Here is a 21,915-nt window from a genome sequence, read left to right as displayed (position 1 = left end):
GATTCAACACCGGACGTGCGCCGGATCACAGTAAGTTCACTACTAGTGAAACACTGCTCTCACAACCTGCCCGCGCCGAACTGGAAGGCGCGGGGCGCAAGTCGGGACGAATGTCTCGGCCGGCCGCGCCGGGCTCAGCCACGGGAACGGAAGCAGGACAACGCGAAAGGCCCGCCGGCTCCTTGCGGAGCTGGCGGGCCTTGGCGGTAATGCTCTAGACGCTCGGGGCGATTTCGGGGATGCGCGGCTTGGCGTTTCCTTCGAAAGTGAACTTGGCGTCGTCACCTTCGCCGTCCACATCCACCACTACGATGTCGCCCGCGTGGATCTCTCCGAAGAGGATCTTCTCGGACAGCTGGTCCTCGATCTCGCGCTGGATCGTGCGGCGCAGCGGCCGTGCACCCATGGCGGGATCGTAGCCGCGGGTGGCCAGGAGGACCTTGGCGGCCTTCGTGAGCTCGATACCCATGTCTTTGTCCTTGAGGCGCTTCTCCAAGCGGCTCACGAACAGGTCCACGATCTCGATGATCTCGTCCTGGGTAAGCTGCGGGAACACCACAACGTCGTCAACACGGTTCAGGAACTCGGGGCGGAAGTGCTGCTTGAGCTCTTCAGTGACCCGGGCGCGCATCCGGTTGTAGCCGGTCTGCGTGTCCGTGCCGGACTGGAAGCCGGTGGCAACGCTCTTGGAGATGTCCCGGGTGCCGAGGTTGGTGGTCATGATGATCACGGTGTTCTTGAAGTCCACCACGCGGCCCTGGGAGTCGGTCAGGCGGCCGTCTTCCAGAATCTGCAGCAATGAGTTGAAGAGGTCCGCGTGGGCCTTTTCCACTTCGTCGAACAGCACCACGGAGAACGGACGGCGGCGGACCTTTTCGGTCAGCTGACCGCCTTCCTCGTAGCCAACGTAGCCCGGAGGCGCACCGAAGAGGCGCGACACCGTGTGCTTCTCGGAGTATTCGGACATGTCCAGGGTGATGAGGGCATCCTCTTCACCGAACAGGAACTCCGCGAGGGCCTTGGCGAGCTCGGTCTTGCCGACGCCGGTGGGGCCGGCGAAGATGAACGAGCCGCCCGGACGCTTGGGGTCCTTGAGGCCTGCACGGGTGCGCCGGATGGCCTGGGACAGGGCCTTGATGGCCTCGTTCTGGCCGACGACGCGCTTGTGCAGTTCGTCTTCCATCTTCAGCAGGCGCGAGGACTCTTCCTCGGTCAGCTTGAAGACCGGAATGCCGGTGGAGTTGGCCAGCACCTCGGCGATGAGATCCTCATCCACCTCGGAGATGTCGTCCATGCCGCCGGTCTTCCAGTGGCGTTCCTTCTCGGCCCGCTCGGCAATGAGCTTCTGCTCCTTGTCGCGCAGGGAGGCGGCGCCTTCGAAGTCCTGCGCATCAATCGCGGACTCCTTCTCCATCTTGAGTTCGGCGATGCGCTCATCCATGGCCTTCAGCTCCGGCGGAGCGGTCATCCGGCGGATACGCAGGCGTGCACCGGCTTCATCGATGAGGTCAATCGCCTTATCCGGCAGGAACCGGTCCGAGATGTAGCGTTCGGACAGGTTGGCTGCGGAGGCGAGGGCACCGTCGGTGATGGTCACCCGGTGGTGGGCCTCGTAGCGGTCACGCAGGCCCTTGAGGATCTCGATCGCGTGAGCCACGGAGGGTTCCTTGACCTGGATCGGCTGGAAGCGGCGCTCGAGCGCTGCGTCCTTTTCGATGTGCTTGCGGTATTCGTCCAGCGTGGTGGCACCGATGGTCTGAAGCTCGCCGCGCGCCAGCATGGGCTTCAGGATGGATGCGGCATCGATGGCGCCTTCGGCGGCACCCGCACCCACCAGGGTGTGGATTTCGTCGATGAACAGGATGATGTCGCCGCGGGTGCGGATCTCCTTGAGGACCTTCTTCAGTCGCTCTTCGAAGTCACCGCGGTACCGGGAGCCTGCGACCAAAGACCCAAGGTCCAGCGTGTAGAGCTGCTTGTCCTTGATGGTCTCCGGGACGTCCCCGCGGACAATCGCCTGGGCGAGTCCTTCGACGACGGCTGTCTTGCCGACGCCGGGCTCGCCGATGAGGACAGGGTTGTTCTTGGTGCGCCGGGAAAGGACCTGCATAACGCGTTCCATTTCCTGTTCGCGTCCGATGACCGGGTCCAGCTTGTTCTCGCGCGCAGCCTGGGTCAGGTTGCGGCCGAACTGGTCCAGGACCACGGAGCCGGCGGGAGTTCCCTCCGGCTGACCGGCACCGACGCCTGCGCCGGTGGTCTCCTTGCCCTGGTAACCCGAGAGCAGCTGGATCACCTGCTGGCGGACGCGGTTGAGGTCCGCTCCGAGCTTCACGAGCACCTGGGCGGCCACGCCTTCACCCTCGCGGATGAGCCCCAGCAGGATGTGCTCCGTGCCGATGTAGTTATGGCCCAGCTGCAGGGCTTCGCGGAGCGAGAGCTCCAGCACCTTCTTGGCGCGCGGGGTGAAAGGGATATGGCCGGACGGGGCCTGCTGGCCCTGGCCAATGATCTCCTGCACCTGCTCGCGCACGCCGTCGAGCGAAATGCTCAAGGACTCCAGAGCTTTGGCGGCAACGCCCTCACCCTCGTGGATCAGACCCAAGAGGATGTGTTCGGTACCGATGTAATTGTGGTTCAGCATGCGTGCCTCTTCTTGGGCAAGCACAACTACGCGACGGGCACGGTCCGTAAATCGCTCAAACATTTCGCCACACTCCTAGCTACGACGTACTTTGATGCTACGTGGCTGACCCGGACTTGTGGAGCGTGTTCGCCACAGGGGAAACCCGGGTCGGGCTCCGGGGGTTGACGCCTCCTGCCGGCGGGGGTTCCGGACCACCCGCTCCCGGTGCGTATTGGCTGTGTTGCGGGCCGGGAATCCGGCCGCCGGCGGGGCCCAATTGCGCCGCACCGGCCCGGTACTTGTCTCCGGCCAGTTTCCCGCCGCAATAACCCCGGAATAATCGCCGCCGCTTTACCCTGGCCGCCCGGCACTGCCGGGCAGGGTATTCAAATGGCAATGCCCCCGCCGATTGGCAGGGGCATTGCTTTACCACGCAAAACTGCGGCAGTGCTAGGAATTTGCCTTCTGGTAGGCTTCCTGAATTTCAGCCTGGATGCGGCCGCGGCTGTTAACCGCATAGCCATTCTCCCTGGCCCACTGACGAATCTGTGCAGAGTCCTGATTACGGCCGCCGGAGACCTTGGTGCGGGTGGCGCGGCCGGTGGACGTCTTACGTGCGCTTGAAACAAACCGCTCCACGGAGGAGCGGAGTTCTGCAGCATTGGCGGCTGACAGGTCAATTTCGTAGCTGACGCCGTCAAGGCCAAATCGGACAGTTTCGTCCGCGGTTCCCCCATCCAGATCATCGACAAGGATGATTTTTACTTTCTGTGCCATATAAATTCTCTCTTTTGGAAAGGACGGGTATGCAGAAAAGCAGGATGTATCTGTAAAAAGTATCCCTCGGTTTATGGCAACGCGTCAAAGCGGCAAAAGGTTCCTGTGAATGGTGGGCAGGAATATGCAGGAAGTATTAGTTTGTTCCGTCGCCGTTGCCGGCATTCGTTCCGGTATTTGGCGCGCCATTCGGTCCGGGCTTGGATTCGGCCGCACTGGCGTCAGCTTCGGCCTGGGCCCGCGCTTCAGCCTGGCGCTCCGATTTGTCCGCATTAAAGATTGACTTCATGGCAAACCAGAACAGCAAACCGACCACGAGGGAGGGCAGGAGGACTGCGACGTACTCCACGGTCAGTGCCCTTCGGGCTTCAGGAGCGGGAAAAGGATGGTCTCGCGGATGCCGGCCCCGGTGAACAGCATCACCAGGCGGTCAATGCCCAGCCCGATGCCGCCCATGGGCGGGGCGCCGTACTCCAGCGCCCGGAGGAAATCCTCATCCAGCTGCATGGCCTCGACGTCTCCGGCCGCTGCATGCATTGACTGTTCCGTGAGGCGTTCCCGCTGGATTACGGGGTCGATCAGCTCGGAGAAGGCCGTGCCACGTTCCATGCCGCCGATGATCAAGTCCCAGGCCTCGATCAGGCGGTCGTCGTTGCGGTGCTGGCGCGCGAGCGGCTGCGCGGAGGGCGGGTAGTCGTAGACGAACGTGGGGTTCAGCAGCGTGGGTTCCACGATTTCGCCGAACAATTCAACGGCCAGCTTCTCGGCATCCCACTTCGGATCCACCTTGACGTCGTGCTTGGCCGCCACGGCCCGCAGTTCCTCCACGGTGGTGTCCGGCGTGATTTCCTGGCCCACGGCGTCGGACAGTCCGGGGTAGACGGCCAGCCAGGTCCATTCGCCGTCGAGGTTGATCTCCCCGGCTTCGGTCTGGATGGTGCGGCCCACACCGGCGGCGTCAGCGGCGTCGAGGATGATCTCCTTGATACGGTCCGCCATGACGAACTGGTCGGCCCAGGCTTCGTAGCATTCCAGCGTGGTGAATTCCGGGCTGTGCGTGGAGTCCACGCCCTCGTTGCGGAACACCCGGCCCATGTCGTACACGCGGTCGATGCCGCCCACCACTGCCCGCTTGAGGTACAGCTCGGTGGCAATGCGCAGGGTCATCTTCTGGTCGAAGGCGTTCATGTGGGTTTCGAACGGCCGGGCCAGGGCGCCGCCGTGGACCAGTTGGAGCATCGGGGTTTCCACCTCGACGTAGTTGCGGCGGTGCAGGCTTTCCCGGATGGAACGGGTGATCGCGGCACGGGTGTAGACCATCTCGCGCGCTTCATCACGGACCATCAGGTCCACGTAGCGCTGGCGGACGCGGGTTTCCTCGTTCAAGCCGGCGTGCAGAACAGGCAGCGGGCGCAGCGCCTTCGACGCCATGGCCCAGGAGTCGGCCATAACGGACAGTTCGCCGCGGCGGGAGGAGATGACCTCACCCTTGATGAAGACGTGGTCGCCCAGGTCCACCAGGGACTTCCATTCGGCCAGGGACTCTTCGCCCACGTTGGCAAGGCTCAGCATGGCCTGCAGGCGTGTGCCCTTGCCGTCCGTGCCGCCTTCCTGGAGCGTGGCGAAGCAGAGCTTGCCGGTGTTCCGGATGAACACGATGCGGCCTGTGACGCCCACAATGTCTCCGGTGGTCTCGTCGGCCTCAAGGTGCGCGTACTTCTCCCGGATCTCACTCAGGGAATGCGTGCGTTCAACACCCACCGGATAGGCCTCGACGCCGCGCTCAATCAGCTTGGCGCGCTTCTCCATGCGAATGCGCATCTGCTCGCTGGCGTCCGCCGGTTCGGCAGCATTAATCGGGGTGGGGGTGTTTTGGGAAGTCACAATCCCTAAGTTTACCGGGAGTTCCCCGGCTTGTTTTCCGGCCGCCCGCGATCCGGCTCACCCGGAAGGACGCTGCGTGGAGGGGAATAGACTCGGGGCTGTGGAAACTCGGACGATTAGCACGGACGACGGCGACGGCCACCTTGAGCTGCACTCTTTCGGTAGCGGCGGAAACAGCGCCGGGCAGCCCGGCATCGTCGTCATTCACGGAACGCTGGTAACTGACGCGCTATACCGCCCGTTCGCGATGAAGATCGCGCGCCTGCTGGGGCGGCCGGTTCATACCTATAACCGCCGCGGCCGCGGCGGTTCCTCGGGCCAGCCTGAAGACTATTCGGTGGCCACGGAGGTCAGCGACCTCCGTGACGTCATGCGGGCAACCGGCTCCACGGACGTGGTGGCCCACAGCTATGGCGGCTTCGTGGCCCTGCAGGCGGCCCGGTCCGAACCGATCCGACGGCTCGTGACGTACGACGCCGCGGTTTCCCTGTCCGGCAGCCTGAGCCGGCGGTGGCGGCCGGAACTTGAACACTCGATGGCGGCCGGACAGCTTGACCACGCCTGGGCGCACCTGGTGCAGGGCCTGGAAACAGCCGGGCCGATCTCCAAACTCCCGCTGGGTGCCTTACGCATGCTGAGCATCCTGTCCGCCCGGACCCGCCTTGGCGCCGAAATGCGGCAGCTGCTGCCCACCGCGGTGGTGGAAATGCGGGCCGTGTTGGACGCCGACGCCGAGCTGGCGGACTTCGCCGACGTCACCACACCGACCCTGATGCTCAGCGGAGGCTGGAGCCCGCCGTACTTCGCCGAGACCGGCCGCCTGCTCGCAGAGGCAGTCCCGTCGATCGAGTTCGCACTCGTGCCCGGGCAGCTGCACGAGGGCCCGCTACGCCCCGGGCATCGCCTGGCCCTCACCACCGCGCGCTTCCTGGCCAACGACGCCGGCCTCCGGCTCCAGCGGATCCGCGCCGCCGGGTACCCGCTGGGCAACCGTTTTAGGATGGGCCCGTGAAGGAAATCCGCGAACGTGGGGGAACAGTGAAGCAGCAGCTCATCACCACGCACGACGGCGGGCGGCTGGCTTTGTACAGTTACGGAACCGTGGATGCCCCCGGCGAGCGCCGGGTTGTGGTGATCGGCGGAGCCTTCCTCACGGCACTGATCTACCGGCCGTTTTCCGAGGCACTGTCCAAGGGCCTCGGCGACGGCTGGGCGGTGGACGTCTACGACCGGCGCGGCCGCGGAGAGTCCACGCCGCAGCCGGCGGACTACTCCATGGCCACCGAGATCGCCGATGTCAGAACCATCATGGACGCCACCGGCGCCCGCAACCTTTTCGGGCACAGCCTGGGGGGCTCCGTGGCGCTCAATGCGGTGCAGGAGTTCGTCGGCACCGCACACCAGCCGGACAGGCTTGCGGTCTATGACGCTGCAGTAAACATCGACGGCAGCGTGGATACGTCCTGGCTGGACAGTTTCGAACGCTCAGTCAACGAGGGCAACGTCCCGCACGCCCTGGCCAAGCTCAAGAAAGGCATGCAGCCCGGCACTGCCATGGCCAGGATTCCGGAGCCGGTCCTCGCCGGGCTGATGGCGCTGGTGTCGCGGACCAAGGTGAACCGGCTCTTCAAAGAGGTCATGCCCAGCGGCGTGGGCGAGCTCAAGGCGGTGTTCGACGAAGCCGACCACGTCCGGGATTTCTCCGTCCTCCCGCCGAACACCAGGTTCATGGTCGGCTCCAAAAGTCCCAGGTACTACAAGGTGACAGCCGAACTGCTGCACCGGGCCGTTCCCGGGAGCGTCCTCCAGGTGTCACCCAAATGCGTCCACGCCTCCATACCCGCGGCCGTGAAGGAACTGGTCGCGGACATCTCCGCCTACTACAAGGGCTGATGCACGTGCTTGCCGGCCCCTCCTGCTGTGCGGTTCCTGCCGCCCCGGGTAGGCTCGGAACATGACGCGCGAGAACATCAAAACACCCGACGGCGGAACGCTGGAGCTGTACACCACGGGAGCGGAGCTGGCTTCGGCAGGCTCGGGCGTCGTCGTCGTTCAGGCCTCAATGGTCACCGCCGCGGACTATACGCGCTTTGCCCAGAAGCTGAGTGCGTCGCTGGGCCGCCCGGTGCACACGTTCAACCGTCGCGGGCGGGGCGAATCGTCGGCGCAGCCGAACGACTACACGCTGGACGTTGACATCCGGGACCTGGACACCGTGATGAGGCACACGGCCAGCACGGATGTCTTCGGCCACAGCTTCGGAGGCGCCGTGGCGCTCCACGCCGCACGGACGCTCCCGGTGGAACGGCTGGCAGTCTACGATCCCGCCGTCTCCGTGAACCACAGCGTCAAGGCCGACTGGATCGCCGAGTACGAACGCGCCACCGCGGCCGGCGACGACGACCGTGCCCTCGCCGTGCTGCTCCGGGGACTTGAGACGGGCGGGGCCTTGTCCTCGCGGATGCCGCTCTCCATGCTGACCCTGGCCAACAAGCTGACCGCCGGAACACCGGTGGGCAAGCAGCAGCGCGAACTGATGAAGACCGGCGTCCGGGAGATCAAGGCGATCATCGCGGCGGACATGCCTGCCGAGCCGTTCCTGGCATTGCCGCTGGAGACGCTCATTATTGTGGGCGAGAAGAGCCCGGCCTACTTCGGGATCGCGTGCGGCCAGATCCACGATGTCCTGTCCGGTTCGAGCTACACCATCCTGCCGGGAGCCGGCCACGACGGCGTCAACCGTGCGCCGGATAAGCTGATCACCGAACTCAGCGAGTTCTTCGCCGGCTGACCGCCGATTCACCGCGCACAGCGCCCAAAGCCGGGAGCTAGTGCGCTGCAGGGGCCGTATGCTCCGCGCCCGCGGTCTTGCGCATCATGGCGGAAAGAACGACGGCGGCCACGGCTATGATCGCCGCCGTCAGGAACGCCGAGTGCATGCCGGCGATGATGCCTGATCCGGCGGACACTACGGCGTAGATCGAGACCAGGAGCGCGGTTCCGGCAGCACCGGCCACCTGCTGCAGCGTGCTCATGATGGCCGATCCGTGCGAGTAGAGGTGCGGCGGCAGCGGGTTGAGTCCGGTGGTGAACGCCGGAGTGAACAGGAGCGCCAGGCCAAGGCTGAGGACCACGTGCAGCGTCACGATCCACCAGACGGCCGTTTCCGCATTCAGCATGGAGAACTGCCAGAGGGACAGCACCATCATGACCGAGCCGGTGACGGTCAGCGGAAGCGGGCCCACCTTGTCGAAGACACGGCCGATGAACGGGCCCAGCAGGCCCATTGCCAGGCCGCCGGGCAGGAGCGCCAGGCCGGTCTCCAGGGATTTCAGGCCGCGGATTTCCTGCAGGTACAGCGGGAGCAGGATCACGGCGCCGAACAGGGCGATCATGGCCACCACCAGGAGCAGCACGGATACGGTGAACATCCGGAAGTTGAACGCGCGGAGGTCCAGCAGGGGTCCTTCGGACTTCTGCAGCTTCAGCTGGCGGAAGACGAACGCCGTCATGGCCACCAGGCCGATTGCCAGCGCAGCCACGGCAGGGGCGCCGGGACCGCTTTGTCCGCCGTGGCCTCCGCCGATCTGGCTGAGTCCGTAGACCAGTCCGCCGAAGGCGGGAACGGTCAACAGCACGGACAGGATGTCCAGCCGGGTCTTCTCGGATTCGCCGATGTTGGTGAGGTAGCGGGCTCCGATGGCGAAGGCGGCCAGGGCGATGGGCAGGACGAACACGAACATAAAGCGCCACGTGAAGTGCTCGAGGATCAGCCCGGACACGGTGGGGCCCATGGCCGGGGCCACCGAAATGGCGATGCTCACGTTGCCCATGACGGCGCCGCGGCGCTCGATCGGGACCAGGGTCAGGATGGTGGTCATCAGGAGCGGGAGCATGATGGCCGTGCCGCCGGCCTGGACGATGCGGGCCAGCAGGAGGACTTCGAATCCCGGAGCCAGCGCGGCGAGGAGCGTGCCGCCCGAGAACAGTCCCATGGCCAGCATGAAGACGGCCCTGGTGGACAACCGTTGCAGGATAAATCCGGTGGTGGGGATGACCACGGCCATGGTGAGCATAAAACCCGTGGACAGCCACTGCACCGTGGGGGCGTCGACGCCAAGGTCCACCATGAGCCGCTGGAGGGCGACGTTCATGATGGTTTCGTTGAGGATCACTACGAAGGTGGCAACGAGCAGGGTGACGATGATGGTGACCGACTCGCGGGACATCTTCACCGGGGCCGCCGTCGACGCCTCCACAGCGGCAGGGGGCACGGGGTCGCCGTGGGCGTTGGAAGAGACGTCTGTAGACATGGGGATCCCCTTAGGGAGATGTGAAGTGGTTTCCGGCGAGCATCGTCGCTGCAGATTCCAACAGTCTATCCCCCGGGGTAATTCCCGTCACTGGAAAAAACCTCAGGAACTGAGCGGCAGGTTGTCAATGAGCCGGACCGGCCCCACCTTCGCCGCGATGATGGCCAGGCCTTCGCCGCGGAATGGTGTTTCCTTGCAGTTCTCGGCCAGGGGCTCAAGGGTCTCCGGGTCCACCACGTCGAAGTAGTCCAGTCCCACCAGGGGCTGGGATTCCACCAGGGCCTGGGCGGACTCCAGATCCAATGGTTCGTGGGCGTTGGCGCGCTCCTCGAGGAGCCTCAGCGCGCGGGACAGCACCAGGGCGGCCTCGCGTTCCTCACCGGACAGGAACCTGTTCCGGCTGCTCAAGGCCAGCCCGTCGGCGGAGCGGACGGTTGGAACAGCCACGATCTCCACGGGGAAGTTCAGGTCCGTCACCATGCGCCGCACCAGCGTCAGTTGCTGGGCATCCTTCTGGCCGAAGTAGGCGCGGTACGCCGGCAGGCCCGCACCGGCGCCGGTCACGAAGGCGCCTCCGCCGGGGAGCCCGGTCCCGGGGATGCCGTAGTGCAGCAGCTTGGCCACCACCGTGAGTGCACCGTCGAAATGGCCCGGGCGGGATGCGCCTTCCCATTTCCCGGCCAGCCGTCCGGCCGTCACCCGGACCAGGGGCTCGCCGCCCGGATAGACCTCCTCCACGGCAGGTGCGAACACCAGGTCCACGCCCTCGGCGTCCAGGAGTTCCATGTCCGCTTCGAGGGTGCGGGGGTAGCGGTCCAGGTCCACAGCCTCGCCGAACTGCAGCGGATTGACAAAGATGCTGGCCACCACAACGTCGTTTTGTTCGACGGCGGTGCGCGCCAGCCTGGCATGGCCTTCGTGCAGGGCGCCCATGGTGGGAACAAGTCCCTGCGACGAGCCCTGTTTTTCCGTCAGCAGCCGTGCGCTCTCGGCCCTCAGCTGCGCTGCGGTGGTCACGAGTTTGATCGCCAAGTCAGTTTCCTCCAGTGGCCTGCGGCCCGTCGTTGTCCACACCGTCGTTGTCCACACCGTCCAGGGCTTTCCGGATGGCATCCAGCTGGTCCGGTTTCAGCAGTCCCCGGCTCCCGGCGCGGTGCGCGGTGGCCCGCGCCATGGCCAGGTAGGCCTCCAGAATATCGCCGCCGGCACCGGCGTCGTGTTCCCGCAGGGCCTCCGCATGCGCGGCGACCGTGCCGACATCGCCGCGGGCCACCGGGCCTGTGAGGGCGGACTCGCCGGAGGCAAGCGCGTTCTCCAACGTTGCCCGCAGCAGTGGTCCCAGCATGCGTTCGGGGGATTCCACGCCCACTTCGCGCAGCAGCTGTGAGGCCTGGGCTACGAGGGTGACCAGGTGGTTCGACCCGTGCGCCAGTGCCGCGTGGTACTGGGTACGGTCGCCTTCCGCAATCACCACCGGCTCGGCGCCCATCTCCACCACCAATGCCTGCGCAATGGGCAGCATTGCAGCGTCCGCCGTGACCCCGAATGTGCAGTCCAGCAGCCGGGTGAGGTCCAGGCTCATGCCGGTGAAGGTCATGGCGGGGTGCAGCGCGAGCGGGACGGCACCGGCGGCCCGCACCGGGTGCAGGATGCCCACGCCGAAGCGGCCCGAGGTGTGGGCCACGAGCTGTCCGGGCTGCCAGGCGCCGAGCTTGGCGAGGCCTTCCACGAGCCCGCCGAGGGCGTCGTCGGGGACTGCCAGCAGCACCAGCTCGGAGCGTTCCACGATGTCCTGCACGTCGAGAACCGGCACGCCCGGGAGCAGGGTTTCGGCGCGTTCCCGGCTGGCGTCCGAGACGGCGGAAACCCCGACGACGGCGTGCTCCGCGGCGCGCAGCGCCGCACCGAGGACTGCGCCCACCTTGCCGGCTCCAATGATTCCGACGCCGAGGCGTCCTGGCTTAGCCATGGTGCGGGCCTTCCTGGTGGGTTTGTAGGTCGACAGGCTTGGTTTTGATGGGCTTGGTTTCGCTCCCCGCCTCCACAGCCGCTTCCGGCGCGACCTGCGCGAGCCATTGCTCGCTGGTCTGGCGTTTGCGGGCTTTCCGGGCACGGGCGGCCTGGGCATCGAACAGGTCGCGGGCCTCGTCCAGTCCGGCTTGGATGACCCGCGGGGACACCGGTCCGGCCGTGGTGTGCAGTACGAGGTCCGCCACCCGGAAGCGCCTCGCCAGCGGCCCCTGGTGCAGGGCCATCGACTGCGTGCGCTGGTGCGGAACCACCACCAGCTCGCGCCACAGGCGGCCGGAACGGATCAGCAGTGCCGTATCCGTGGCGGTGAACCCGTTGCGGCGCCAGCCCAGCGGTGCCAGCAGGCGCACACGGCGCGGGCTGGTGACGAACCCGCCGTCGGGCTCTTCGCCCGAAATCCCCCCGGAGGGTGACGGGCTGGAGGGAGACGGACCCGCCGGAGACAACCCGGCGGGGGCCAGACCGGTCAGGCCGGCGGCAAAAACGCGGGCGGGGTCCGGCGTACCCGGGTCGGGGAGCACCAGCGCAAGCATCCTCATGACGTCTGCCAGGACGCCCACCGGGAGAAGCGTGGTGCGCGACGCGCCTTCCCCGTTGCTGCCGGGGCCGCCGTAGCCGGCCACGTTCACCTGCATCCGGTACCAGCCGAAGATCCGCCACAGCGGCGGCTGCGTGACTTTTACGGCCTGGATCCTGCCGGGCGGCAGGGTCTGCGCCTGCGTATCCAGCAGCCCGTAACGGAGCCGGATGCCGTCGGGCGAAATGGCGGCGGTGAAGTTGTAACCCTTGATGAACGCCCCCCAGTACGCGGCTGCCAGGCCGAGGACGGCGGGGATCAGGTAGAAGTAGAAGCCTCGGCTTTCAGTGATGGCGGACAGCACCACGGAAGCCACCGCGCCGAGGACCACGAAGAAGCTCTGCTCACTGAGCAGCAGCGAACCGACAAGGCGCGACGGCGGCACGGACAGGACGGCGTATTCCGGCGCCTCCGGCAGGGCTGCTTCGGGTCGGGCGGGGTCGGGTTCCAGGCCGGCCGCCCGGGCCAGGATGGTGGCCCGCAGCTGGCGGGCGTCGTCAATGCGAAGGTAGGCGAGGCGCACGGCCGATTCGCCGGCGTCGGCCACCTCGAACTTGAGTTCGGCGAGGCCGAAGATTCTGGCCAGGAGCGGCTGCATGATGTCGATGGCCTGCACCCGGTCCAAGCGGGCTTGGCGCTGCTGCTTGAACAGGAAGCCGGTGTTCACCCGGACGAAGCCCTCGGCCACCTGGTACCGGGTGAAGTACCACGTGGTGATGAACCCCAGGACGGCCAGCACCAGGACCGCTCCGCCGCCGGCGAGCAGGAACGGCACGCGTCCGGTAAACATGTCATCCATCAGGGGCCTGCCCTGCAGGAGCCGCTCGAAGGTATCGCGGCCGAAGAAGAAACCGATGGCGGCAAGCGCCACCCAACCCCGGATAAAGGGTGAGGCGGGATGCACCCGCAGCCACTCGCCGTCGGGCTTTCCGGTGATCTGCCCGGCAGGGCCGGGGCTCGGCCCGGCAGCACCCGGGGCAGGCCCGGGTCCGGCCCCGCCGGGTGTCACAGCGCTGTCAGGGGTCACAGCCCGGCCAGCCGTGCAGCGCCCCGGGCGGACAGCTGCTCGCGGAGCCGCGCCCCCTCGTCGGCCGGCAGGCCGGGAATCTCCGCATTGGTCCCGGCCGAGGCGGTGTGCAGCTTCAGCGTGCAGAGGCCCAGGCCGCGTTCCACGGGACCCACACCGATGTCCACGTACTGCATCCGGCCGTAGGGAACCACCAGTGTGCGCTGGAAGAAGATGCCGCTGCGGATCAGGAGGTCGTCGTCGCGCTCGGCGTAGCCGATGGCCCGCACCTGGCGGGGTATCAGCAGCAGCCGCCAGACGGCCAGCAGCAAAGTGACTGCCGGGACGGTGACGGCCAGCCAGAGCGGGACCCACTCCCACCAGCCCGCCAGCCTGAACACGAGCGGCAGCGACAGCAGTGCCACGGCGATGAGGTTCCCCAACGCCCATTCGACCAGTCGGACTGTCACGTATTTGGGCGAAACCCGGAGCCAGGAAATCCCCGGCGGATCAATCGCCTCGGTAGGCATATTCGCCTTCCCCTTTGGGCTTGCGGGCGCCCCGTCCCGGTGTTCCCGTGGCTCCGTCGGCGTCGCCGTCTTCGGGCGGAATCCGGCAGAAGCGTTCCACCACAAGCCCCACGATGATCATGGCCAGTCCCCCGCCGGCCATGGAAAAGGCCAGCCAGGTGATTCCCTGGTCGCTGCGCAGGTTCCAAAGCCTGAGCAGGTCCAGGAAGATTCCCGCGTGCCAGCCCAGCAGCACCGTTCCGGTGTACGCACATGCCTGGGCGAGGACCAGGGTCCAGGCGGCCAGGATGGGGTTCAGCATTTTCTTCTTCTTGCCGTTCCGCCAGCGCAGAACGCGGATCCCCAGCACCAGCGTGAGCGCCACGATCACTCCCATGGTCACCAGCCCGGTCTGGGGGAGCACGGGGGTGGCAAGGCCGTAGCGGGTGGTCATGACGGTCGCGAACCAGCCGGCAATGGCAAGGACCAGCCCAACGACGATCAGGAGGAACGGATTGACGGGTTTCACGGCCTACTCCACTGCCCCTGCCGTGGGCAGGCCGTCGAAGTCGCCGAAACCGTCGAAGGGGGCAAGGTCCGGGAAGTCCGCGGCCCTGGCGGCAAGTTCGCCCACCCGGACGCCGTTAAGCTCTGCCGAGGGGTCGATGAGCGACCACGGGTAGAGCACAAACGCCCGCTCCGCGGCGCGGGGATGCGGGAGGGTCAGTGCCGGATCCGAACTCACGACGTCACCGTAAGCGATGATGTCCACGTCCAGGGTCCGCGGACCCCACCTGACTTCGCGCACCCGGTGGTGCTTGTTTTCCACGGCCTGGCAATGGCGCAGCAGCTCCGAGGGCGGCAGCGAGGTTTCCACGGTGATCACCATGTTAAGGAAGTCAGGCTGGCCCTCAGGTCCGCCGACGGCCTTGGTCTGGACTACCGGGGAAACCGCGATCAGCCGCACTTCCGGACGGTCCACGAGGTCCGCGACGGCGCTGGAGAGGGTGTCGTTCCGCTCGCCTAGGTTGCTGCCGAGGGCCAGTACCGCCCGGACATACGGGTTGTTCGAATACGGCGGGTTCACGACCGCCGCCGATGCACGCTGACGGAGACGTCGCCGAACTCCACCTCAATGGGGGCCTTGGGCTTGTGCACCGTGATGTCCACGGCGGCCAGCGGGAATTCCTCCAGGAGGTCTTCGGCGATGCGGACGGCCAGGGCCTCGATCAGGTTAAGCGGGTCGCCGGTGATCCAGTGCTTGATGCGTTCGGCCACCTCGCCGTAATGGGCGGTGTCCAGGACGTCGTCCGAGGCGGCCGCCTTGGTGAAGTCCAGGTGCAGCACCGCGTCAACGATGAACGGCTGGCCGTTGCGGCGTTCAAAATCGAACACCCCGTGATGGCCGACGGCGGTAACACCGCTCAGCGTGATTGTGTCCATGGTGGCTGCCTAGTTGGTGGGACTGGAATGGCTGAGCGGTCCGGCGGACATCCGTGCGGCAACCTTGACGGCGTCAAGGCTGGGTCCGACGTCGTGCACACGCACAGCCCATGCGCCGCGGGCGGCGCTGATGGCTGTAATGGCGGCAGTCGCGTGGTCCCGTTCGCCGGGAGCGGCAGCCTTGCCCGCCACGGTCAGCAAGGTACCGAGGAAGCGTTTGCGGGAGGCGCCCACCAGAAGCCTGTGGCCCAGCGCCTCCAGCGGAGCCATGTTCCGCAGGAGCTCCCAGTTCTGGGCATCATTCTTGGAGAAGCCCAGGCCCGGGTCCACGATGATCTGTTCCGGCGCCACTCCGGCCGCATACAGTTTGTCCCGCACGCCCACCAGTTCAGCGGCTACTTCCTCCGCCACGTTGCCGTAGTCCGTGAGCGAGTTCATGGTCTTGGCATCGCCGCGGCGGTGCGTCAGCACGTACGGAGCACCGGTACGGGCGGCCAGTTCGGCCATCTCGGGCTCCATCGTCAGCCCGGAGACGTCATTGATAATGGTGGCACCGGCCTTGAGGGCAGCGGCAGCCGTAGAAGCGTGGGTGGTATCAATGCTGACCAGGGCGCCGGCCTTGACCATGGCCTCGACCACCGGCAGGACACGGCGCTGTTCTTCTTCGGGGCTGACTTCCTCCGCGCCGGGGCGGGTGGACTCGCCGCCGACGTCGATGATGTCTGCGCCCGCGTAGAACATCCGGAGGCCGGCGGCGATGGCGGTGTCCGGCGTCGGGTGCGTGCCGCCGTCGCTGAAGGAGTCCGGGGTGACGTTCAGGATGCCCATCACCAGCGTGCGGTCCGAGGGGAGATCTTCAAACTTGGCTACCGGCCGCGGTTTACGCAGGATGGGCAAGGGGCTTGTTGCGGGTCCGGTTCCAGGGGCTGCAGCTAGGGAGTCCATAGTCTGTTTATTACCTTCCGAGTATGAGGCTCATGGCTTCGGCACGGGTGGCCGGGTCATGCAGTTGACCGCGCACGGCGCTGGTGACGGTCTTGGCACCGGGCTTGCGGATGCCGCGCATGGACATGCACAGGTGTTCGCATTCCACGACCACGATCGCTCCGCGCGGCTTGAGGTGCGTTACCAGTGCTTCGACGATCTGGGTAGTGAGCCGTTCCTGCACCTGGGGGCGTTTGGCGAACATGTCCACCAGCCTGGCGAGCTTGCTCAGCCCCGTGACCTTGCCGTCGTGGGACGGAATGTAGCCAACGTGCGCCACGCCGTGGAACGGCACCAGGTGGTGCTCGCAGGTGGAGTAGAACGGGATGTCCTTGACCAGGACCAGCTCCTCATGGTCCAGGTCGAAGGTGGTGGACAGGATTTCCGCGGGGTCGTGGTGCAGGCCGGCGAAGACCTCTGCGTAGGCCTTGGCCACCCTTTTAGGGGTGTCCAGGAGGCCGCCGCGGTCCGGGTCTTCCCCGATGGCCAGCAGGATTTCCCTGACCGCCGCCTCGATCCGTGGCCGGTCAACCTTGATATGGCCGGCATGCTGCGCGTGGTCTGCAGCTGAGGGGCCGGGGCCGGCGGAAACGTCGTCGTCGTCGAAATGAGTCACAGAAGAAGCTTAGCCGTGCTGCGGTCCGTCGGTGCTGACGTCCGTAACACCGCCGCCGAAGGTCTCCTGCCCTGCCACGCCCTGCGGGTGCGGCGGCCGAGCGTCCAGCGGCTCCTCCAGGCGGGCTTCCTTGGCTTCTTCCTGGGCTTCACGTTCGGCCCGCTCGTGCCGGGACTCGACGGGGCCGGCGCTCTGCACCGGGCGGGTTTCCTTGGAGAGCCACACCTCGCGGAAGTCGCGCTTGCGGATGTCCCGGAAGACGTACGCAATCTCGGCCTGGTTGAGGGTCTCCCGCTCCAGCAGTTCCAGGGCCAGGGAGTCGAGGATGTCGCGGTTCTCGGTGAGGATCGCGTAGGCCTCGTCGTGGGCCTGGTCGATCAACCGGCGCACTTCCTCATCCACGATGTAGGCGATCTGGTCGGAGTAGTTGCGCTCGTGGCCGGCATCGCGGCCCAGGAACGGCTCGCCGCCGCCCTGGCCGAGGCGTACTGCGCCGACTCGTTCACTCATGCCGAATTCCGTGACCATCTTGCGGGCCGTCGCCGTGGCCTTCTCGATGTCGTTGGAGGCGCCGGTGGACGGATCGTGGAAGACGATTTCCTCGGCCACGCGGCCGCCCATGGCGTACGCCATCTGGTCCAGCAGTTCGTTGCGGGTGACGGAATACTTGTCGTTCTCCGGAACCACCATGGTGTAGCCCAGGGCGCGGCCGCGGGGCAGGATGGTGATCTTGGTGACCGGTGCCGAGTTCCGCAGTGCGGCAGCCACCAGGGCGTGTCCGCCTTCGTGGTAGGCCGTGATCTTGCGCTCGTGCTCCTTCATGACGCGGCTGCGCTTCTGCGGGCCGGCCATGACGCGGTCGATGGCCTCGTCCAGGGCGCGGTCGTCGATCAGGTTCGCATTGGAGCGCGCCGTCAGCAGGGCAGCTTCATTGAGGACGTTGGCGAGGTCGGCGCCGGTGTAGCCGGGGGTCTTCTTGGCAACGGCCTTGAGGTCGACCCCGGGAGCCATCGGCTTGCCCTTCGCGTGGACCTGCAGGATCTGGTCGCGGCCTACCAGGTCCGGGGCTTCAACGGTGATCTGGCGGTCGAAGCGGCCGGGGCGCAGCAGGGCCGGGTCCAGCACGTCGGGGCGGTTGGTGGCGGCGATCAGGATGACGTTGGTCTTGACGTCGAAGCCGTCCATTTCAACCAGCAGCTGGTTGAGGGTCTGCTCGCGTTCGTCGTTGCCGCCGCCGATGCCGGCGCCGCGGTGACGGCCAACGGCGTCGATTTCGTCCACGAAGATGATGGCGGGTGAGCTGGCTTTGGCCTGCTCGAAGAGGTCGCGGACACGGGACGCACCCACGCCGACGAACATTTCAACGAAGTCGGAGCCCGAGATGGAGAAGAACGGCACTCCCGCTTCACCGGCTACGGCGCGGGCCAGCAGGGTCTTACCGGTACCCGGAGGGCCGTAGAGCAGCACGCCCTTGGGGATCTTGGCCCCCACGGCCTGGAATTTGGCCGGTTCCTGGAGGAATTCCTTGATTTCCTGGAGTTCCTCCACAGCCTCGTCAGCGCCGGCGACGTCGCTGAACGTCACCTGGGGCATGTCCTTGTTGACCAGCTTGGCCTTGGACTTGCCGAACTGCATGATCTTGGACCCGCCGCCCTGCATGCGGGAGAGCAGGAACCAGAAGAGGACGCCCAGCAGCAGCACGGGAATCAGGAGGGAGAACAGCCCGGAGAACCAGTTGTTTTCGATGGGCTGGTCGGTGTAGCCGCTCGAGGGGTCGGCGTCGGTGACGGCCTTGACCACGTCCGCGGCCCGGGCGTTGACAAAGAAGAACTGGACGTTCTTGCCCTTGTCCTGACCGTCGATGACCAGGTTGTCCTTGAGGACAAGGTCTACGCGGTTCTCCGCGTCAAAGATCTTGGCCTGCTCCACCTTGCCCTTGTCCGCAAGGAGCTCGAGGCCCGGTTTTGTGTCGATCCGGGTTGCGCCTCCGGGGGCGAGCGTGGCAAAGGCCAGCAGGAGCATTCCGACCACAACAACGATCCAGATGCCCGGGCCCTTGAAGAAACTCTTAGCTTTCATCTGATCGGGGGCTGGCCCCGTCCCTCCTGGTAGTGCTGCACGGCGACTGGTCTGCGCGCGTGTGGTGCTGCGTCAGCTTCTAGCTATACACCGTTCGGAGTGAATCACGCACGGTGCAGGGCAAAAGTTCCCTCTAGGCGTAGCGGTACAGGGCCGCGGCCCGCTGGGGGTCCGGCCGGCCGGGAGGGATCCCGGGAAAGGCGGCTATTCGTAGACGTGGGGCGCGAGCGTTCCCACGAAGTCCAGGTTGCGGTACTTCTCGGCGTAGTCCAGGCCGTAGCCCACTACGAATTCGTTGGGGATGTCATAGCCGACGTATTTGACGTCGATCTGGACCTTGGCCGCCGTGGGCTTGCGGAAGGCGGTGCAGATTTCCACGGACGCGGTGCCGCGGGATTCCAGGTTGGTCTTGAGCCAGGACAGCGTCAGTCCGGAATCGATGATGTCCTCAACGATCAGGACGTCCTTGCCCATGAGGTCCGTGTCGAGGTCCTTGAGGATGCGCACAACGCCGGACGACTGGGTCCCGGAACCATAGGAGGAAACTGCCATCCAGTCCATGGAAACGTGGCTGTGAAGTGCCCGCGCCAGGTCTGCCATGACCATGACCGCGCCCTTCAATACGCCGACGATGAGGAGCTCCCGGCCCTCGTAGTCCTTGTCGATCTGTGCAGCGAGCTCGGTAATCCGCTGCTGGATCTGATCCTTGGTGTAGAGAACGTGCTTGAGGTCTGCCTGGACGTCGTTTGAATCCACCAATGGCTCCTGTGTAGATGCGGGTGCGACTATTCTTGGGGCGGCTTTTGAGGCCGGAATACTAGCTTCCCACAGCGCGCGGCTTCGCGGGGACCGCCGTTGGCGGCATCTCCTGCCCGGCCCGGCGGATTCTGCCCTTCGCCAGCGAGGATTTGCGCCAGCGACAGCCGGTAGGCGCTCACTCCGCCGGGGAGTTCCACGGGGCCGGCGGAACCCTGCCGGCGCAGGAGTGCCTCCGCGGCAAGCAGGCGCTGATAGCTCGGCTGCTGGCCTCCGACGGCGGCGGCTGCCTTGGCAATCACCCGGAACCGGATGGCGGGGGCCAGCTCGCCCAGCGCAGCTTCGGGGAGGCTGATCTCCCCGCCGGACTGCTCCGCCAGTTGCTCATACGTGCTGTTGGCCACGTCGTCGAGGTAGTCGGCGTCCAATTGCAGGATGGCGGCCGTCCTGGCCAGGGACTCCGCGACGCCGGGACCGAGCTTGTCTTCCAGCATGGGGAGGACCTCCACGCGTGTCCGTGACCGGGCAAAGGACGGGTCGGCGTTGCTGGGGTCGCGCCACGGGTCCAGTCCTTCGACCGCGCAGATCTCCAGGGTGTCGGCGCGGCGGAGGCCCAGGAACGGCCGGAGCAGGAGTCCGCGGACGGGCCGCATTCCCGCCAGCGAGCGTGTTCCGGAGCCCCGGGCGAGACCGAGCAGCACCTGTTCCGCCTGGTCGTCCAGGGTGTGGCCGAGGAGGATTACATTGGCACCGGCCTGGGCTGCTGCTTCCTCCAGGGCCGCGTGGCGGGCGTCCCGGGCCGCGGCCTCGGGGCCGATCCCGGTCGACGCGACGTCAACCTGCCGCACGTCCACGGGGGAAAGCCCCAGGTCCCGGAGGACGTCGGCGGTTTGGGCGGCGACGGCGGCGGAGCCGGGCTGCAACTGGTGGTCAACGACGACGGCGCCCACCGACACGGGGTGGCCGTCCACGTGGCCGCGGCGGCCGAAGTAGGATGCGACGGCCGCGAGGGCCAGGGAATCCGGGCCGCCGCTGCAGGCGACGAGTACCCGTTCGGGGTAGCCGGCCTCGGCCAGGGCGTTCTGCAACATTTTGCGCGCCTTGCCGACGACGGGCGGCAACCGGCCGGGCCGCCGTCGTCCGCTTGGGGCGTGGGACAACTAGAGCCCCATCCGCTCGAGCCAGAGCTTGGCGTCATGGATTTCCGGTTCCGTGGGCAGGTTCGCAGCGGATTCCCAGACCCGGTTGAAGCCTTCCATGCCAGCCACGTCCACCACGGCGCGGACGAATTTGGCGCCGTCCGTGTACTGGCGCATCTTGGCATCGAGGCCCAGCAGGCTGCGGATGAATTTCTCCACGACGCCCCGGTCCTTGCCCCGGGCGTTGAAGCGCTGCCGGATGGTCTTGACGGACGGGACGATGCTGGCGTCGACCGCGTCCATCACCACGTTGGCGTGGCCTTCCAGCAGGCTCATCACGGCGGTCAGGTGTGACAGGGAGGCTTTTTCTTCCGGGTCCTGGAGCAGGTCCAGGATAGCGCCGCGCCCGGGAGCCGTTCCGGCGGCCGTGCGGTCCTTGAGTGATTTGGCCGCAGCCGACGCGCGCTCGAGGAGGGTGTCGACGTTGCCCAGCAGGTGCTCGCTAAGGTTGTCGATCTCGTTGAGCATGTGGTGGCGCAGCCAGGGTGCGGCCGCGAACTGCACGCGGTGCGTCTGTTCGTGCAGGCAGACCCACAGCCGGAAGTCCTCGGGGGCAACGTTGAGTTCGCGCTCCACCTGGACGATGTTCGGCGCAACCAGCAGAAGGCGTCCGCCGGCGGGGGCCGTTGAGTCTTCGGCGAGTGCCGAGAAAGGATCGTACTGGCCCAGGACCTTGCTGGAGAGGAAGGCGAGCACGGCGCCCAACTGGCTACCCGTGATGGCGCCGCTGACGGACGCCGCACCGGGGCTCATGGTTCCGCGGCGGCCCTCCAGCATCTTTTCCATCGCCGGCTTCAGCATGACGGTGAAGCTCTGGGTGTTGGCCTTGGCCCAGGAGGCGCGGTCCACCACCAGCACGGAGGAATCGCGGAGGTCCCGCGCGGCTTCCAGCCCGGTGATGTCATGGACGTGCGGCACGGAGATGTCCGCCATCAGGCGCAGGTTCTCCACGGCCGTCCCGATTTCGGCGGAACCCAGCGAAGGGCCTGCCGGAGCCAGCCGCGCAGCGGTTGACGCCGCGAGCTCCCAGTTGATCAGCGCCTGGGCCTGTACCGATGAATCGCCTGCAGTTGACTCCATAGCGTCCATCAGATCACAGCACCCCGAGGTTGCGC

At 66.5% G+C, this 21,915-nt stretch carries 21 protein-coding genes; 3 read left to right on the top strand and 18 right to left on the bottom strand.

Features of this window, described 5'->3' with window-relative positions; genetic code table 11:
• Positions 1 to 214: 214 nt before the first annotated feature.
• The 4 genes from ARTH_RS00880 to lysS all read right to left on the bottom strand — a co-directional run bounded on the left by ARTH_RS00880 (position 215) and on the right by lysS (position 5,287).
• Positions 215 to 2,707, bottom strand: coding sequence for an ATP-dependent Clp protease ATP-binding subunit (locus ARTH_RS00880; protein ID WP_011690039.1), 2,493 nt, complete (start codon positions 2,705 to 2,707; stop codon positions 215 to 217).
• Between the two features lie 369 nt (positions 2,708 to 3,076).
• A complete protein-coding gene (locus tag ARTH_RS00875; protein WP_011690038.1) occupies positions 3,077 to 3,403 on the bottom strand; it encodes a histone-like nucleoid-structuring protein Lsr2 in 327 nt (108 codons plus the stop codon).
• 136 nt (positions 3,404 to 3,539) lie between these two features.
• Complete coding sequence (locus ARTH_RS00870; RefSeq protein WP_011690037.1) at positions 3,540 to 3,752, bottom strand: hypothetical protein; 213 nt, start codon at positions 3,750 to 3,752, stop codon at positions 3,540 to 3,542.
• Positions 3,753 to 3,754: 2 nt separating this feature from the next.
• Complete coding sequence (lysS, locus tag ARTH_RS00865) at positions 3,755 to 5,287, bottom strand: lysine--tRNA ligase (protein ID WP_011690036.1); 1,533 nt, start codon at positions 5,285 to 5,287, stop codon at positions 3,755 to 3,757.
• Positions 5,288 to 5,387: 100 nt separating this feature from the next.
• On the opposite strand from lysS, the gene ARTH_RS00860 reads away from it, so the two are divergent.
• The 3 genes from ARTH_RS00860 (at position 5,388) to ARTH_RS00850 (ending at position 8,078) form a co-directional block, all read left to right on the top strand.
• On the top strand, positions 5,388 to 6,299 hold the full coding sequence (locus ARTH_RS00860; protein WP_011690035.1) for an alpha/beta fold hydrolase: 912 nt from the start codon (positions 5,388 to 5,390) through the stop codon (positions 6,297 to 6,299).
• Positions 6,300 to 6,325: 26 nt separating this feature from the next.
• Complete coding sequence (locus tag ARTH_RS00855) at positions 6,326 to 7,180, top strand: alpha/beta fold hydrolase (protein ID WP_011690034.1); 855 nt, start codon at positions 6,326 to 6,328, stop codon at positions 7,178 to 7,180.
• Between the two features lie 61 nt (positions 7,181 to 7,241).
• Positions 7,242 to 8,078, top strand: coding sequence for an alpha/beta fold hydrolase (locus ARTH_RS00850; protein WP_011690033.1), 837 nt, complete (start codon positions 7,242 to 7,244; stop codon positions 8,076 to 8,078).
• A 37-nt stretch (positions 8,079 to 8,115) separates the two neighbouring features.
• On the opposite strand, the gene ARTH_RS00845 is transcribed toward ARTH_RS00850, so the two are convergent.
• The 14 genes from ARTH_RS00845 to ARTH_RS00780 all read right to left on the bottom strand — a co-directional run bounded on the left by ARTH_RS00845 (position 8,116) and on the right by ARTH_RS00780 (position 21,880).
• Complete coding sequence (locus ARTH_RS00845; RefSeq protein WP_011690032.1) at positions 8,116 to 9,600, bottom strand: MDR family MFS transporter; 1,485 nt, start codon at positions 9,598 to 9,600, stop codon at positions 8,116 to 8,118.
• Positions 9,601 to 9,702: 102 nt separating this feature from the next.
• Positions 9,703 to 10,632 carry a 4-phosphopantoate--beta-alanine ligase gene (locus ARTH_RS00840; protein WP_043429224.1) on the bottom strand — a complete coding sequence of 310 codons (930 nt, stop codon included), beginning with the start codon at positions 10,630 to 10,632 and terminating at the stop codon, positions 9,703 to 9,705.
• A 1-nt stretch (position 10,633) separates the two neighbouring features.
• Positions 10,634 to 11,569 carry a Rossmann-like and DUF2520 domain-containing protein gene (locus tag ARTH_RS00835; protein ID WP_011690030.1) on the bottom strand — a complete coding sequence of 312 codons (936 nt, stop codon included), beginning with the start codon at positions 11,567 to 11,569 and terminating at the stop codon, positions 10,634 to 10,636.
• Positions 11,562 to 13,235, bottom strand: coding sequence for a PH domain-containing protein (locus ARTH_RS00830; protein WP_156810594.1), 1,674 nt, complete (start codon positions 13,233 to 13,235; stop codon positions 11,562 to 11,564). The genes ARTH_RS00835 and ARTH_RS00830 overlap by 8 nt, the downstream gene beginning before the upstream one ends.
• Positions 13,232 to 13,744 (bottom strand): PH domain-containing protein, encoded by a 513-nt coding sequence (locus ARTH_RS00825; protein ID WP_043429222.1) that lies wholly within the window; start codon positions 13,742 to 13,744, stop codon positions 13,232 to 13,234. Before ARTH_RS00825 ends, ARTH_RS00830 begins: the two co-directional genes overlap by 4 nt.
• Positions 13,725 to 14,252, bottom strand: coding sequence for a DUF3180 domain-containing protein (locus tag ARTH_RS00820; protein WP_011690027.1), 528 nt, complete (start codon positions 14,250 to 14,252; stop codon positions 13,725 to 13,727). The genes ARTH_RS00825 and ARTH_RS00820 overlap by 20 nt, the downstream gene beginning before the upstream one ends.
• A gap of 3 nt (positions 14,253 to 14,255) precedes the next feature.
• A complete protein-coding gene (folK, locus tag ARTH_RS00815; RefSeq protein WP_011690026.1) occupies positions 14,256 to 14,810 on the bottom strand; it encodes a 2-amino-4-hydroxy-6-hydroxymethyldihydropteridine diphosphokinase in 555 nt (184 codons plus the stop codon).
• Positions 14,807 to 15,166: a dihydroneopterin aldolase gene (folB, locus tag ARTH_RS00810; RefSeq protein ID WP_011690025.1), complete on the bottom strand. Its 360-nt coding sequence runs from the start codon at positions 15,164 to 15,166 to the stop codon at positions 14,807 to 14,809. The genes folK and folB overlap by 4 nt, the downstream gene beginning before the upstream one ends.
• 9 nt (positions 15,167 to 15,175) lie before the next feature.
• Positions 15,176 to 16,111: a dihydropteroate synthase gene (gene folP / locus ARTH_RS00805; protein ID WP_011690024.1), complete on the bottom strand. Its 936-nt coding sequence runs from the start codon at positions 16,109 to 16,111 to the stop codon at positions 15,176 to 15,178.
• A gap of 10 nt (positions 16,112 to 16,121) precedes the next feature.
• Positions 16,122 to 16,766: a GTP cyclohydrolase I FolE gene (gene folE / locus ARTH_RS00800; RefSeq protein WP_011690023.1), complete on the bottom strand. Its 645-nt coding sequence runs from the start codon at positions 16,764 to 16,766 to the stop codon at positions 16,122 to 16,124.
• 9 nt (positions 16,767 to 16,775) lie between these two features.
• Complete coding sequence (gene ftsH / locus ARTH_RS00795; RefSeq protein WP_011690022.1) at positions 16,776 to 18,845, bottom strand: ATP-dependent zinc metalloprotease FtsH; 2,070 nt, start codon at positions 18,843 to 18,845, stop codon at positions 16,776 to 16,778.
• A gap of 204 nt (positions 18,846 to 19,049) precedes the next feature.
• Positions 19,050 to 19,601 carry a hypoxanthine phosphoribosyltransferase gene (gene hpt, locus ARTH_RS00790; RefSeq protein WP_011690021.1) on the bottom strand — a complete coding sequence of 184 codons (552 nt, stop codon included), beginning with the start codon at positions 19,599 to 19,601 and terminating at the stop codon, positions 19,050 to 19,052.
• Between the two features lie 29 nt (positions 19,602 to 19,630).
• Positions 19,631 to 20,692: a tRNA lysidine(34) synthetase TilS gene (gene tilS, locus ARTH_RS00785; RefSeq protein WP_198011528.1), complete on the bottom strand. Its 1,062-nt coding sequence runs from the start codon at positions 20,690 to 20,692 to the stop codon at positions 19,631 to 19,633.
• Positions 20,693 to 20,761: 69 nt separating this feature from the next.
• Complete coding sequence (locus ARTH_RS00780; RefSeq protein WP_043429220.1) at positions 20,762 to 21,880, bottom strand: zinc-dependent metalloprotease; 1,119 nt, start codon at positions 21,878 to 21,880, stop codon at positions 20,762 to 20,764.
• Positions 21,881 to 21,915: the final 35 nt, after the last annotated feature.

The organism is Arthrobacter sp. FB24 (assembly GCF_000196235.1).
In the GTDB taxonomy this organism is placed as follows: domain Bacteria; phylum Actinomycetota; class Actinomycetes; order Actinomycetales; family Micrococcaceae; genus Arthrobacter.
The sequence above is the reverse complement of the archived record's forward strand: the minus strand, read 5'-3'. Positions and strand labels throughout refer to the sequence as shown.

Excerpts from the sequence above, each read along its gene's own strand:
- ARTH_RS00880 (WP_011690039.1), bottom strand. The coding sequence starts at position 2,707 with ATGTTTGAGCGATTTACGGACCGTGCCCGTCGCGTAGTTGTGCTTGCC.
- ARTH_RS00875 (WP_011690038.1), bottom strand. The coding sequence starts at position 3,403 with ATGGCACAGAAAGTAAAAATCATCCTTGTCGATGATCTGGATGGGGGA.
- ARTH_RS00850 (WP_011690033.1), top strand. The coding sequence starts at position 7,242 with ATGACGCGCGAGAACATCAAAACACCCGACGGCGGAACGCTGGAGCTG.
- ARTH_RS00845 (WP_011690032.1), bottom strand. The coding sequence starts at position 9,600 with ATGTCTACAGACGTCTCTTCCAACGCCCACGGCGACCCCGTGCCCCCT.
- ARTH_RS00835 (WP_011690030.1), bottom strand. The coding sequence starts at position 11,569 with ATGGCTAAGCCAGGACGCCTCGGCGTCGGAATCATTGGAGCCGGCAAG.
- ARTH_RS00825 (WP_043429222.1), bottom strand. The coding sequence starts at position 13,744 with ATGCCTACCGAGGCGATTGATCCGCCGGGGATTTCCTGGCTCCGGGTT.
- folB (WP_011690025.1), bottom strand. The coding sequence starts at position 15,166 with ATGGACACAATCACGCTGAGCGGTGTTACCGCCGTCGGCCATCACGGG.
- folP (WP_011690024.1), bottom strand. The coding sequence starts at position 16,111 with ATGGACTCCCTAGCTGCAGCCCCTGGAACCGGACCCGCAACAAGCCCC.
- ftsH (WP_011690022.1), bottom strand. The coding sequence starts at position 18,845 with ATGAAAGCTAAGAGTTTCTTCAAGGGCCCGGGCATCTGGATCGTTGTT.
- tilS (WP_198011528.1), bottom strand. The coding sequence starts at position 20,692 with ATGTTGCAGAACGCCCTGGCCGAGGCCGGCTACCCCGAACGGGTACTC.
- ARTH_RS00780 (WP_043429220.1), bottom strand. The coding sequence starts at position 21,880 with ATGGAGTCAACTGCAGGCGATTCATCGGTACAGGCCCAGGCGCTGATC.